This window comes from Vibrio phycocola (genome assembly GCF_054404255.1).
Map to the genome: position 1 here is coordinate 190,615 of NZ_JBTAMQ010000009.1, position 14,397 is coordinate 205,011.

General features: G+C 41.9%; 11 protein-coding genes. 2 read left to right on the plus strand and 9 right to left on the minus strand.

All coding sequences use genetic code 11. The features are described 5' to 3' along the window. The 5 genes from envZ to ACXJY6_RS13840 all read right to left on the minus strand — a co-directional run bounded on the left by envZ (window position 1) and on the right by ACXJY6_RS13840 (window position 4,804). Window positions 1-1,308 carry a two-component system sensor histidine kinase EnvZ gene (gene envZ, locus ACXJY6_RS13820; RefSeq protein WP_456051580.1) on the minus strand — a complete coding sequence of 436 codons (1,308 nt, stop codon included), beginning with the start codon at window positions 1,306-1,308 and terminating at the stop codon, window positions 1-3. Window positions 1,309-1,361: 53 nt separating this feature from the next. Continuing rightward, complete coding sequence (gene ompR / locus ACXJY6_RS13825; protein WP_456051579.1) at window positions 1,362-2,081, minus strand: osmolarity response regulator transcription factor OmpR; 720 nt, start codon at window positions 2,079-2,081, stop codon at window positions 1,362-1,364. Window positions 2,082-2,313: 232 nt separating this feature from the next. Beyond that, window positions 2,314-3,507 (minus strand): amino acid aminotransferase, encoded by a 1,194-nt coding sequence (locus ACXJY6_RS13830; RefSeq protein WP_458768672.1) that lies wholly within the window; start codon window positions 3,505-3,507, stop codon window positions 2,314-2,316. 14 nt (window positions 3,508-3,521) lie between these two features. After that, window positions 3,522-4,145: a YitT family protein gene (locus tag ACXJY6_RS13835; RefSeq protein ID WP_458768673.1), complete on the minus strand. Its 624-nt coding sequence runs from the start codon at window positions 4,143-4,145 to the stop codon at window positions 3,522-3,524. Window positions 4,146-4,345: 200 nt separating this feature from the next. After that, window positions 4,346-4,804, minus strand: a complete 459-nt coding sequence (locus tag ACXJY6_RS13840; RefSeq protein ID WP_456051576.1) for an Lrp/AsnC family transcriptional regulator — start codon at window positions 4,802-4,804, stop codon at window positions 4,346-4,348. A 243-nt stretch (window positions 4,805-5,047) separates the two neighbouring features. Here ACXJY6_RS13840 and ACXJY6_RS13845 point away from each other — a divergent pair, with 243 nt between their 5' ends. After that, window positions 5,048-6,997: a HAMP domain-containing methyl-accepting chemotaxis protein gene (locus ACXJY6_RS13845; RefSeq protein WP_458768674.1), complete on the plus strand. Its 1,950-nt coding sequence runs from the start codon at window positions 5,048-5,050 to the stop codon at window positions 6,995-6,997. Between the two features lie 394 nt (window positions 6,998-7,391). Here the strand turns inward: ACXJY6_RS13845 and ACXJY6_RS13850 are convergent, their stop codons facing one another. After that, window positions 7,392-9,272 carry a methyl-accepting chemotaxis protein gene (locus tag ACXJY6_RS13850; protein ID WP_458768675.1) on the minus strand — a complete coding sequence of 627 codons (1,881 nt, stop codon included), beginning with the start codon at window positions 9,270-9,272 and terminating at the stop codon, window positions 7,392-7,394. A gap of 340 nt (window positions 9,273-9,612) precedes the next feature. Continuing rightward, window positions 9,613-10,092: a transcription elongation factor GreB gene (gene greB / locus ACXJY6_RS13855; RefSeq protein WP_456051573.1), complete on the minus strand. Its 480-nt coding sequence runs from the start codon at window positions 10,090-10,092 to the stop codon at window positions 9,613-9,615. Window positions 10,093-10,588: 496 nt separating this feature from the next. On the opposite strand from greB, the gene ACXJY6_RS13860 reads away from it, so the two are divergent. Then, window positions 10,589-12,913 carry a Tex family protein gene (locus tag ACXJY6_RS13860; RefSeq protein ID WP_458768676.1) on the plus strand — a complete coding sequence of 775 codons (2,325 nt, stop codon included), beginning with the start codon at window positions 10,589-10,591 and terminating at the stop codon, window positions 12,911-12,913. Window positions 12,914-12,965: 52 nt separating this feature from the next. Here ACXJY6_RS13860 and ACXJY6_RS13865 read toward each other — a convergent pair whose 3' ends face one another. Both ACXJY6_RS13865 and bioH read right to left on the minus strand, forming a co-directional pair. Next, window positions 12,966-13,436: an ATP-dependent Lon protease gene (locus tag ACXJY6_RS13865; protein ID WP_456051571.1), complete on the minus strand. Its 471-nt coding sequence runs from the start codon at window positions 13,434-13,436 to the stop codon at window positions 12,966-12,968. Between the two features lie 158 nt (window positions 13,437-13,594). Then, the gene (gene bioH / locus ACXJY6_RS13870) at window positions 13,595-14,353 is read right to left on the minus strand and encodes a pimeloyl-ACP methyl ester esterase BioH (RefSeq protein ID WP_458768691.1); all 759 of its coding nucleotides are present in this window, start codon (window positions 14,351-14,353) and stop codon (window positions 13,595-13,597) included. Between the last annotated feature and the right edge of the window lie 44 nt (window positions 14,354-14,397).

Here is a 14,397-nt window from a genome sequence, read left to right on the forward strand (position 1 = left end):
CTACCGCTTTTCTTTAGTAGGAAAACTCAGTTGTACTTTTAACCCGCCCGCACTGCGATTAGTAAGTGTAATTGCTCCATGATGCTGACCTACGATCCGCTTTACTATTGCTAAACCTAGACCGGTTCCTTCACTGCCACGCGCAGTATCACCTCGGGTAAATGGTTGGAATACTTTTCTGATCTGGCTTGCTTCAATCCCGGGCCCATTATCTTCTACCGTCACCCAAACCAATTCATTATCAGCGGTTATTCCGGTGGACACTTTCACCCAACCGTTTCCATATCGAATCGCATTGATGACAATATTGGTTACGGCGCGTTTTATCGCGATCGAGTTTCCGCATACCACTCTAAGCGACTTCGCCAATTCGGTTTCAATCTCTATCTCATAACCGCCTTCAGCACTCGAGACCTCATTAACGATCTCATTGATATTAACATCTTCAAAAGATTGGCTATCCAATGGCTTTAAGAAATCCATAAACTGGCTGATGATTTCGTTACATTCTTCCGTATCGCTATTTATACCTTCCGCAAGATAGTCGTCTTGTGGTGACATCATCTCTGTGGCTAAACGGATTCTCGTCAGTGGCGTTCGTAAATCATGACTAATACCAGCCATCAATAATGCTCGATCTTCCTCTAGCTCTTGGATCCCTTTTGCCATTTGATTGAAAGCACTGGTCACAGAGCGAATATCTGAAGAACCTTTCTCTTGAACAGGTTGTGGGTTTTCTCCCCGACCGACTGCGTTTGCTGCTCTTTCCAGTGCTTTTAATGGTCTATTCTGTAATCGTATAAATAACCAGCCTCCAAAGATAATCAGCAGAGACATTAATAAGCTATTGCGAAATAAAGGAGCAAAGTCTTCTTCTTGCAATTCAGACAACGGAATTCGAATCAATGTGTCTGGTACCGCCTCCATTTTAAGCCATAGCACGTAACTTTCCTTCCCGAGATAAAGACGAACATCTGTTGGAGTCTCTAGCTCTCTCGTCATCTGTTCACTCATCAAACTAATACTAATACCGTGTTCGTACTCTTTTGAAAATTCACTTTTATCAGAATGAACTGTCACTCCTAGTTTTGCCAACATCTTCTGTCGCATAGGAGCATATAGCTCTTGCTCATTGGTATCAGGATCATCGAGCATAAAACTAATTTCATGACCAATAATCTTATTAACCTGCTGGAGGCTCGGCAACAACGCATAATTGTAAACGGCGTAGTAGGAATACACCTGATTTGCGATCAGCAAAATCAAAAACAGCACAATGGTCTGAGTAAAAGAACTACGAACTCGCATACTGGACTCACAATGATAAAAAAAGCTCCTGATAGTCAGGAGCTCAATATAAGTTAAACAGACTCACCATCAGGAACAAAAACATAACCGAGTCCCCATACGGTTTGAATATAACGAGGTTTACTTGGATCAATCTCCAACATACGTCGCAAACGAGATACCTGAACATCGATAGAACGTTCCATCGCAGAATACTCCCGCCCTCTTGCCATATTCATCAGTTTATCCCGAGACATAGGTTCACGTGGGTTACTAACTAGGGTTTTCAATACCGCAAATTCACCGGACGTTAATGGCATCGGTTCATCACCGCGGAACATTTCTCGTGTCCCAAGATTTAGTTTAAACTCGCCAAACTCCACGACTGACTCTTCAGCACTTGGCGCTCCAGGAGCCTCGATGACTTGGCGACGCAATACGGCTTTAATTCGAGCAAGTAACTCACGAGGGTTAAACGGCTTCGGTAGATAGTCATCCGCTCCGACTTCTAACCCAACAATCCGGTCAATTTCATCCCCTTTTGCCGTTAACATTAAAATAGGGAGATTATTATTCGCATTGCGTAAACGGCGACAAATCGACAATCCATCTTCACCTGGCAACATTAAATCTAGAACCATTAAATGAAAGTTCTCCCGAGTGAGTAAACGATCCATCTGCTCACTATTCGCAACACTGCGTACCTGGAACCCTTGCTCAGATAAATAACGCTCCAATAAAGAACGCAATCGAACATCATCATCAACGACTAAGATTTTGGCATTATCAACCATGGTTAACCTCATTGAATTTAGGTTTGGATTTCTCGACAACTCACAGTATAACGCACTTCGTATGCATCGTGATTCGTCAGATCGACATTATGATACGACTGTAACATTACCGAGAACACTCTACCCAAAATAATTGTTAATGAGTATTTCTCTATTGTTTCCGTAAATAAAGGGCAAAAAAATAGCAAGCGAATAAGAACCCGCTTGCTATCCATTGTCTCGAACAGGAGAACTAAATTACGGCGAAAGCCTGCGCCACTTTATCAACGTTCTGATAATTTAATCCAGCCAGGCACATACGGCCACTGGCGATTAGATAAATGCCATGCACATCTCGTAGCTCATCCACTTGCTGCTCGCTAAAACCGGTGTAGCTAAACATCCCTTTTTGGTCGACAATAAAATCAAAATTCTTTGTCGGAGCTAACTGCTTCAACTGCTGATGCAAATGTTGACGCATACTGCGAATTCGCATTCGCATCTCTTCTAGCTCGTCCATCCATTGTTGGATTAATTCATCATCATTAAGCACTTTAGATACCAACATCGCACCGTGCTTAGCTGGGCTAGAATAATTACGACGAACCGTCGCTTTTAACTGTCCTAGAATTCGCGTCGCCATCTCTTCGTTTTCACACACAAACGAAAGCCCACCGACACGTTCCCCATAGAGTGAGAATGTCTTCGAAAAAGAGTTTGCGGCAAGGAAAGAGATTTTGTTACGTTTCGCCAATTCAGCAATCACATAAGCGTCTCGCTCAATATCATCACCAAACCCTTGATACGCCATATCAAAGAAAGGAATTAACTCATTTTTCTCTAGGACTTCAATGACCGAATCCCATTGTTCATTAGTTAAATCAACCCCTGTTGGGTTATGACAACAGGGGTGGAGCAATACAATATCTTGTTTTGGAAGAGCAGATAGTGCACTTAACATACCGTCAAAATCGAGTGAACAGGTTGTCGAATCGAAATACGGGTAATTCCCGACTTCAAAGCCAGCACCAGAAAATATCGCAATATGGTTTTCCCAAGTTGGATTGCTCACCCAGACTTTTGAATTTGGGAAATAATAATTAAGAAAATCAGCGCCAATCATAAGCGCACCAGAACCACCCAGTGTTTGAATGGTCGCAACTCGGTTTTCCTTCAATGCGTCATGGTCTGCTCCAAAAACTAACCGTTGCACTGCAGTACGATAAGGCGCTAAGCCTTCCATTGGTAAATAGAGACAAGGCTCATTTGAGGCATTAAAAAGCTGTTGATCAGCTTGTTGTACGCATTCCAAGGTCGGGATCTTTCCCGCTTTATCATAATAAAGGCCGATACTAAGGTTTACTTTATCAGCACGCTCATCACCGATAAAAGTTTCCATCAGCGATAAAATTGGGTCGCCAGCGTACGAGGTAACATGACTAAACACTAAATTTTCTCCTGTTAAACGCTATATCGGTCGCTTCTATGATTCAGTGCGATAATAAGATTCAGCACCAAACCACAAACGATTGAAAGTAATAACTTATCTGGTGTCACGACGGAGAGTGAAATCAACATAATCGTGACATCGACTCCCATTAACAACCATCCTGCTTTTATACCGAATCTATCTTGTAAGTAAAGCGCAAGAATATTAAACCCACCTAAACTGGCTTTATGGCGAAACAAAATGATAAACCCAACACCAAATAAAAATGCGCCAAAGATAGCCGCATAAATAGGGTCTAGATGCTGAATGTCGATGAATTGGCCGTGCAATTTCGAGAATGTTGACACCAAAAATACCGCGGCAAACGTTTTTAAGGCAAATCCCCACCCCATACGTCGAATCGCAAAATAGTAAAAAGGCAAGTTTATCAAGAAGAAAACAATGCCAAATTCAATGCCTGTCTTATAGTGAAAAAATAGTGATAATCCAGCGGTTCCGCCCGTTAACAATCCTGCTTGCTTAAGAAACACAACCCCAAACGCGACAATGCTGGTCCCCATGAGTAGCGCCATTGCATCTTCAAACCAACGATGCTTTGGTATCACTTTTTCTTCTGTTAATGCCGTATCGGACATAACTCTTAATCCTATCGTAATTATTTATATCGACTCAATTATCACATAACGCTTATTTTGTGCAATCATATCACTATAAATATAAATATCATGCAAAAAATAACAAAAATCGCTAAAAACAAGCACGAGAGATATAAGAAGGATAAAAACAAAAAAATCCCCAAGAGTGGGGACTTTCTAAAATTCGTAGCTAAGGTGCTCTAAGACGTCACAATGCCATTTTCTTTTATGCGTTCTAAAACAATCGATGTTTTAATATGAGAAATAAGCTTAGTTTGAAACAAGCGAGATATCAGTTCATTAAGACTAGCAAGGTCTGCCACCACCATTTTCAAAGAATAGTCGGCATCACCTGTCGTCTTATACGCATCAATGATCGTCGGTTCAGTTGATACCATGTCATGAAACTTCGAAGAATTGATTTCTTCATGGCTCGATAATTTCACTTCAACCGTCGCCATAATTTCTTGTTTCAGAGCTTTTGGCGCGAGGCGAGCATGATACCCAAGTATCAATTGTTGCTGCTCGAGACTAATACGGCGTCGTGAACATTGCGATGGCGACAAGCCGACTAAATCACTTAACTCTTGATTGGTCAAACGTCCATTCTCATGCAAGAGCGTAAGAATTTTCACATCGTACTCATCGATATTAGACATAGATTCCACTTCCTTTGATGATAATGACGAATTCTAACAAACAAGTATTTCTCTTGCCTGAAACTTTTCAGTCCCTACCTTTATTTTTTGAGGCCAAAATATCAATCCGAAAATACTTGCCAATATATTCATGATCCATATCAATTATTATTTAACTATCCAGTAATTAAAAAACAAGGCTCATATATGCACGTTATATTTTTAAATGTCATTGGCTAAAAATAAAAATAGGTCACAACCATCATGTTTAATAATTTAAAACTCGCAAAAAAAATCGGCTTAGGATTTGCGCTCGTTTTAGTACTCTTAACTGCCGTTGCATTTGTCGGAATCTCAGGTCTAGACAAAGCTGACCAGGGAATGAACACCTATCGTTCATCGGTGACAGATACCGATTTAATGAGTCTTGTTCAGGCTGACATGTTAATGGTACGTTTAGCAGTCAAAGGGTTTCTTGATAGCGCAAATGAGAGTGATGTTACGCTCTACAAAACGCACCTTTCCAAGTTGCAACAACACTTGAGTACGAGTGAATCTCAAATAACAAACCCCGAACGAAAAAATATTATTACCACAATCAGCCGTTCCATTTCAAACTATGATACTGCCTTTTTAGAGGTCATTACCAAAGCTTACAAGATCGATGAAATTTATAACCAAAGCTTGGTCCCTCATGGAGAACAGATGCGAATAGCGGTGAATGGTCTGATTACCAAACTAGGTGATAGTAGCAATCATTCAGCTCTACTCGACACCATTGAACTACAGCGTCAAATGTTGGTAGGCCGACTCTTTGTTGTAAAATATTACGAATCAAATAAAGAATCCGATTACCTTACTGCAATTGAAAATATAGACGATGCAGTAACCGCACAGCTAAGTGTTCTATCTAGAAAAATTTACAATCCCGATAACAAGGCTCTACTCAATACCTTTAGTCAAAATCAAAAAAATTATGTCAACGATATGGCCAACATTTATCAAGTGGTCAATCAACGCAATGCACTAGTTACCGAACAACTGATTGTCCTTGGTCCTCAAGTTGCGGAATTAGCTAAGCAAGTAAAAGCGATGGTATTAACCGAGCAAAACACATTGGGGGATGATCTAAAAGCACTTATCCATCAAAATATGCTCTATTCAATGACTCTTTCTGCTATTGCAATTGTCCTTGGCATAGGAGTATCGGTGTTTCTTGCTCGACGAATCACTCAACCAATCAGTCAAGCGGTTGGGCTTGCCAATCAACTAGCCGACGGCGATCTCACTATAAAAGTTCCTCCTCACTCAAAAGATGAAACCGGCATGTTACTGGATGCCGTAGACAACACGGCAAATAAACTGCGCGCTATGATAGGCACTATTTCTCAATCGAGTATGGAACTGGCTTCAGCCTCTGACGAACTGGCTGTCGTAACAGAGCAATCATCAAAAGGCATTATGCAGCAAGAAACCGAAAGTGACTTGGTTGCAACCGCAATGAACGAGATGGCAACAACAGTTCATGATGTGGCAAATAATGCGAGTAAAGCCTCTGAAGCTGCGACTCAAGCCGACCAGGAATCTATGGCAGGGTCAAACGTTGTTAACCTCACGATTCAATCAATTAATGAATTACACGACAACGTGAATAACTCATCAAGCAAGTTACAAGAAGTTGAAAAGCAAGTCGAAAATATCAGCAACATTCTTAATGTGATTAAAGAAATTGCAGACCAAACCAATCTACTTGCACTTAACGCTGCGATTGAAGCCGCACGAGCAGGTGAACAAGGTCGGGGCTTTGCGGTGGTCGCGGATGAAGTACGCTCACTTGCTGCTCGTACTCAAACTTCCACCGGAGAGATTCAGCAAATCATTACCCAACTCCAAACTGGCACAAAATTGACTGTTGAAGCAATGACGGAAGGAAAGGCTCATGCATTGACCTGTGTTGACCGAGCTGAGCAAACCAATGAAGCACTATCAGCCATAACAAATGCGATCTCACTGATCAATGAGATGAACTTCCAAATCGCGAGTGCTTCTGAACAACAAAGCACGGTTGCTGAAACCATTAACCAGAACGTCGAAAATGTTAGACGCATAGCACAAGAAAATGCCGCTGGAGCAAGCCAAACGCTCAGCTCTAGCCGAGAAATCGCCCAACTGGCGGATAATTTGAACCAGATGGTTGTCCAGTTCAAAGTGTAATTTTATCGATATTGTCTAAAGCTCCAACTAAGTAGCATAAAAGCCAGCGAACTTGCTGGCTTTTTATTGAATGTACTAATGACAACGAACAGTCTTTATCACTATTATTCTCTTGTTAACCTTATGAGCTATTTTAAGTAAGAAGTTACTGCTGTCTGTCGAGTTCAAGGCTAATTGATTTACTCTCCCCTTCGCAACGCTACTGCCCTACTGCTGTTTCGATATATCAGGCCACTGAACGTTATCTACATCTACGCGTTTTAATGACATTCAGGCCTTATTTTTCTGACTCATTCCTATCAACCTTAGAACGAAAAAAAAGCTTTACCGACCATTGGGTAAAGCTTTCTATATAATTAATGTCCAGATCTAGCAGTTACCCGCAACGATTAAATCAACCAGAGCTGAGTTTGAACAGCGCGGTGATACTTGAAAGTCTTTCAACCACTTGAGTCAGATCTTTGGTTGAACGCTCGGTACTATCGGCACCTTCATTAGTTGTCTTTGCAAGTTCATTCACTTCAACAATCGACTGGTTAATTTCTTGAGCAACCGCCGACTGCTCCTCAGAAGCGGTCGCAATTTGCAGATTCGATGCCTGAATTTCTTCTACTGACGTTAAAACGGCAGTAATGGCATCGTTTGCTTGAGAAGCGTGCTCAATAGTTTCTTGAGTATTTTCTAAACTACACGTCATAGATTGAACCGCAGTCTCCGCAACCTGTTGTAAAGTAGTAATCGTGTTGTCAATTTGTCCAACACTGTCTTGAGTTCTACTTGCCAATTGGCGAACTTCATCTGCCACAACAGCGAATCCACGTCCTTGTTCACCAGCTCGGGCTGCTTCAATCGCTGCATTAAGAGCAAGAAGGTTGGTTTGATCGGCAATATCTCGAATGACTTTTAAGACATCAGAGACATTGACCACTTCAGTCTTCAGATTATTAATCTCACCAGAGACTGAACTGATATCACTACCTAACTTTTGAATACTTTGAGACGTCAAATCCGTAATATTTGCTCCCTCCTTCGCTTGGCTCAATGCCATATCAGCTAAAGTAGAGGCTTGTTGAGCATTCCTAGAGACCTCGTCAACCGTTGAAACCATCTCGCTCATTGCGGTTGCAGTCATTTCCATTTGGGATATTTGGTTATCTGAGCTTTGCTTCGTAACATCAACCAAAGACTTAAGCTGTTGTGATGTTGTATCAACTGAAGATGACTCTCGATTAATATCCCCCACCATAGCTTTTAACCCTTCGAGCATCATCACGGTTGATGCATAAATACCTGTGGCATTTGCTGATCCCGCGGTTTCGACAGTTAAATCACGATCGGCAATTCGCTCAATGATTCCTTGGATCTGCTGAGGCTCGCCTCCAATTGGTTTATAAATTAATTTAACGATAATTGTATAAACTAAGAATAAACTAATAGTGATGAAAATTACGGCAATGAAGCTCGATTCTTTTAACATATCTAAACTAGGCGCAAGGATGATAGAGCGATCCTCATACGTGTATACATTAATACCGTACTGAGAAGCACTTTGCTTTGTAGCAACATAGGCGGAGTCATCATCTAGCTGATACTCAATGTAGTCACCACTAAAGTTTTTGTACATGGGTCTAATCTGGTAAAAGTCCTTCCCTAGATATTCTTCACTTTGAGCATAAAGCACTTTTGCTGAAGAGTCGGTCACAAATACTTGTCCATCAGCAACATTTCCTAGCACTAACTGCTTAAAGGTATCAGAAGTGATATCAAGGCCAATAATAGCCACCACTTCTCCTTGGCGCATAATTGGTACAACATACGACGAGACAAGCTTTTTTAAAGTCTCATCATAATAAGGAGGGATAATTGTGAATTTTTTATTTTGTGCGGGCCCTGCATACCAAGAGGCCGTTGTATCAACACCGGAACCAATGACATCATCACTCCTCACTTCATTCCCGGAAGAGGCAACGAGATAAGTTAAAAAACCATTGCTAGATGTTGTTAGCGCTTTAAGTTGAGTCATCACCATCTCTGGGTTCGAAATCACCCCATCTTCAATAGTGACAATATCCCCGAGCATTTTAAGCTTGAATTCAACACCGCTAATATACTGATCAATTTGACTTGATACCGAAATACCTTGTTGCTTTCGAATATCAACCGCTTCTTTGTAATTGAATGCTTTAAACGCAAGATAGCTTTGCAGCACAATAACGACAACAAGTAAAAACAGCAAACCGCCAATTAGACTCGTCAATAATTTTTTTAAGCTCATATTTTTCAATACAGTACCCTCGTACCCAAAAGTTAAAGCTCATCATTTGACAGGTTCGATAATCGATCGAACTATCAAAAACTCGCTTTAATGTACATAATCACTTCGTCTATAAACTATAGGATGTGAATGGGTATTTTTCTGTTTAGAAATAACATTTATTTTTAACAGAATAAGATAATCTTGCTTACCTTAATGATTCATAGAGTGAATTATGCTAGTAGTAACTAAGAGCAGGCAACTTCGGCTTAGAGAACTGGTTCAATGGATTTTGGGCTGAGATACAATAGAGAATAAAGGTATCGAGAGGTTCGTTTTCTAGAAAGCCGAATCATCGGCTTTATGTTTGACAATATTCAATTGAGTTAATGAACCATTCTTTTTCTCCGTCAGGTGTCATTACAGTAAACTCATCGTCGACTTCTTTCTTTAGCAATGCTCTTGCCATCGGCGAATCAATAGAAATGTAGTCTTTTGCATCGCCATAAATCTCTTCAGGGCCAACGATACGAAATTTTTTACTATCACCAGCATCATTTTCGATCTCTACCCATGCTCCAAAAAACACTTTACCCTCTTGCTGAGGTGAATAATCGACAATAGTCACCTCCGGTAAGAATTTTCTTAAAAACCGAACGCGCCGGTCTATTTGTCTGAGTAAACGCTTATTAAATGTGTAATCTGCATTCTCTGAACGATCGCCTAAACCTGCAGCCCAAGTAACTATTTTTGTTATTTCTGGACGTTTTTCATTCCATAAATAGTCATGTTCTGCTTTTAATTTGTCGTAGCCTTCTCGGGTTATCAGCTTGGTTTTCACGTCAACTATCCAACTTATCTATAAGAACTGTAATGTCTTTTTAACCTATTCTACCGCTAAACTGACTTATTTGTATCGGATAAGACTATACTGCTAATTTGCCTAAGCCCCAATTGATTACAATATATAAGTCTGGTGAAGAAGAGCGCATCATTTTTGGGTAGAAAGAAACGATTTTTTTCAAATAAAATAATAAGATACTAGATATTATGAGGGAATCACATAGAATTGTGGTCACGTTCTTTTTGAACACAATGCAATAGTATGACAATTTTCTCGGACGAATATCAATACACTAATCACTACCTTGCCAACAGTGGTAGAAAGGTTAAAAAGATGACGAGTTTACCGTTATGATGCCTAAAGATGAGAGAATGGTGTGTGAATACCATTTTTTACAAAACAGTACACACCAGAATAAACCTCAGTAATTATCCCCTAATAACAATTCGATGATCGTCAATACAATCATCGAATTAAACAAGAGAAACCAAGAATGAGCCAAGCTATCACCACACTAATTGCCAATGAACTCAACGTGCGCCTAGAGCAAGTCACCGCGGCTGTTGGCCTAATTGATGATGGTAATACCGTTCCTTTTATCGCTCGTTATCGGAAGGAAGTCACTGGTGGCTTAGATGATACACAGTTGCGTAATTTAGACAGTCGTCTCTCCTACCTGCGAGAGCTGGACGAACGTCGTCAAACTATCCTTAAGTCAATTGATGAACAAGGCAAACTCACAACCGAGCTCACTAAAGATATAGAAAACGCCGACAGTAAAACACGCCTTGAAGATCTCTATCTACCCTACAAACCCAAACGCCGAACCAAAGGGCAAATCGCAATAGAAGCGGGACTCGAACCACTTGCCGATCGTTTGTGGGAACAAGCTGATTGTGAACCCGAAGCTGAAGCTCAGAAATACCTCAATAGCGAACATAACATCAATGACACCAAAGCCGCGCTAGATGGTGCTCGAGTCATCATCATGGAGCGCATCGCTGAAGATGCAAACTTGCTAGAAAAGGTTCGCCATCATTTAAATCGCAATGCACATATTGTGTCACGAGTGATTACAGGGAAAGAGCAAGCCGGTGAAAAGTTCAAAGATTACTTTGAGCATCAAGAGCCAATCAGCAAAGCACCATCACATCGTGCTTTAGCGATGCTGCGAGGTCGCAACGAAGGGTTTCTATCGATAAACCTCAATGCTGATCCCGCTCAAGATGAAGGAATACGAGAGTCTTATTGCGAAACCATTATTGCACAACATTACGGCCTGCATTTAAGTCAAGCGCCTGCTGACAAATGGCGTAAGCAAGTGATCAGTTGGGCATGGCGAATCAAGGTTTCAATGCACATGGAAACCGAATTAATGGGCTTGCTAAAAGAGCGTTCTGAAATCGAAGCAATTGACGTTTTTGCCACCAACCTAAAAGACTTATTAATGGCCGCCCCTGCTGGACCACGCGCAACATTAGGGCTCGACCCTGGTTTGCGTACCGGTTGTAAGATAGCGGTCGTTGATGCCACAGGTAAGGTATTGGACACCGGTGTTATTTACCCTCATCAGCCACAAAAGCAATACGATCGCTCAATGCAAATCATTGATTCCCTTATCCGCAAACACAACGTAGATTTAATCGCGATTGGTAACGGTACCGCCTCACGTGAAAGCGATAACTTTGCAGCAGATTTAATTAAACGCGGCAACTTAAAGGTTCAAAAAGTAGTTGTTAGCGAAGCGGGTGCATCGGTATACTCCGCTTCAGAGTTAGCTGCAAACGAATTCCCTGATATGGATGTGTCACTCCGTGGCGCGGTTTCGATTGCTCGCCGCTTACAAGATCCACTTGCTGAATTGGTTAAGATTGATCCGAAGTCGATTGGTGTTGGCCAATACCAGCACGACGTCAATCAATCCATGCTAGCAAAGCGTCTCGATGCGATTGTTGAAGACTGTGTTAACGCCGTGGGTGTCGATGTAAACACCGCTTCTGCAGCACTTCTAACGCGCGTTGCAGGGCTTTCCACTGTGTTGGCGCAAAATATCGTTAACTACCGTGATGAGAATGGTCGATTTAATTCACGCACTACGTTGAAGAAAGTCGCTCGCTTAGGGCCAAAAGCTTTTGAGCAGTGTGCCGGTTTCCTTCGGATCATGGGTGGAAAAAACCCTTTAGATGCCTCAGCAGTGCACCCAGAAGCCTACCCGGTTGTGAAATCTATTGCGGAAAAGAATCAGAAAAAAATTGATACGTTAATCGGCAACAGTGACTTTCTGAGAAATTTAAAAGCTGTCGATTACACTGATGACAATTTCGGTATTCCAACCATCAGCGACATCATCAAGGAACTCGACAAACCCGGGCGCGATCCTCGTCCAGAATTCAAAACCGCTACTTTTGCAGAAGGTGTCACCGAAGTGTCTGATCTTGAGGTAGGAATGGTTTTGGAAGGTGTTGTATCTAACGTCGCCAACTTTGGTGCATTTATTGACATCGGCGTCCACCAAGATGGTTTAGTTCATATCTCGGCACTTACCGACCATTACGTCTCAGACCCACGAGAAGTGGTCAAAGCGGGAGACATTGTTAAGGTGAAAGTGATGGAAGTGGATGCGCAGCGCAAACGAATTAGCCTGACGATGCGGCTAAGTGATGAACCTGGACAAGAGTCTCGATCTCGCTCTAGCGCGCCAAAGGAACATCGCCAAAACTCTCAAAGAAGCTCTCAACAGAAGCCTCGATCCACACCAGCAGAAAATGGCGCTATGGGTGGTGCATTTGCAGCCGCTTTTGCCAAAGCCAAGCGATAAAAAACCCACCAGCGTTATTGGGTGGGTTAGCAAAATGTGCTTGTCGTTGTCTTTATAAAACGGCAAGCACCTCTGATGGAGTATGAGGACATACTGCTTGACCATAGTGATATTTAATCACTGTCCGACGACGGGCCATTCGCCCCTGCGTGATCGCTTCATCAATAATGTGCTTAGGAAGTCGAAACCGAATCGTATAACCAGTACCTTGCTCTTCACTGTAAGAAGAAAGCGCTAATAAATCGAACAGTCGATCCAATTCACTTTTTTCAACTTGCTGCTCAGAGGTAGCAATATCAGCGTCACCCTCAATATCATACTCAGGATGTTCAGCGGGATCCCACGCGGCACTTTTACGTCGTTTATCTTCTGGTTTTACCTTACGTTCTGCATTGGTTTTCTGCAATTGAGTTGTCGGAGCAATTGGTTCGCGAGTTCGATTATCTCGGGCAGCTTGTTCTGTTTGCACATTAACAGAAGGCGCAATAAGTGGCACACTCATATTATTTGCTGACACAATCATAATCGGAACCTCCTCGACACCCTACCTAGACTTCTAACAAATCACACAGAAACGCTAGAGTAAATACTATATCGACCCATGATTGTTTAATTTTAGTCCTAATTGTCTATTTTTTCCTCACCCAGGTGGCATTTCAGCTTCATGATACAAAAACGCCTCTAGCGACAAAACTGAAGTACCTGCTGGCAAAACTCTTCACCCTCGGTAATAAAAGGGGCGTGAGAGGAGCCAGTGAAAATATATTTATGACTCGCGCTCGCCAGAGAATCCATATCACTGGCGACTTTAATCGGGACTAACCCATCTAAACGGCCATAGAGCCGAAGAAATGGCACTGATATTTCCATTAATTTTGGGCGAAGATCTTCTTCTGCCAACAACGATAACCCTGCGACTAACGACTTTAAATTCGGTTCCGGACGAGAGAGTACCGCTTGTTTTAACGATTTTACATCTTGCCTAGCGGTAGGACTCCCCATTGCTTGCAACGCCATAAAACGCTCAATTGTTAATTGGAAGTCACTCAGTAACTGATCCGTAAAATCAATCAAAACCTGCGACTGAATACCACGCCACGGTTTATCTGCTGAAAACTTAGGTGAACTCGCAACCGTGATTAATTTACTCACATATTCCTTGTGGTACAGCGCCATATACGTTGCCACTAATCCACCCAATGACCACCCAATCCAGATCGCATTCTTTGGCGCTAGTTCAATAAGTTGCGACGCTATCTCTTCCAGTGTTTCTGCATCACAATGCGCACTATGCCCATAGCCGGGTAGGTCCACTACATGAACTCGGTGATGGTCTTGTAACTGCTCAACCGTTTTATTCCAAACTGCGCCGTTCATCCCCCAACCATGGACAAGGACAATATCGCTTCCATTACCGGATACTTGCCAATGTAATTTTATCTGCTTGCTCGAATTTTCTACCACTTTTTGCCAACCCTAAACAT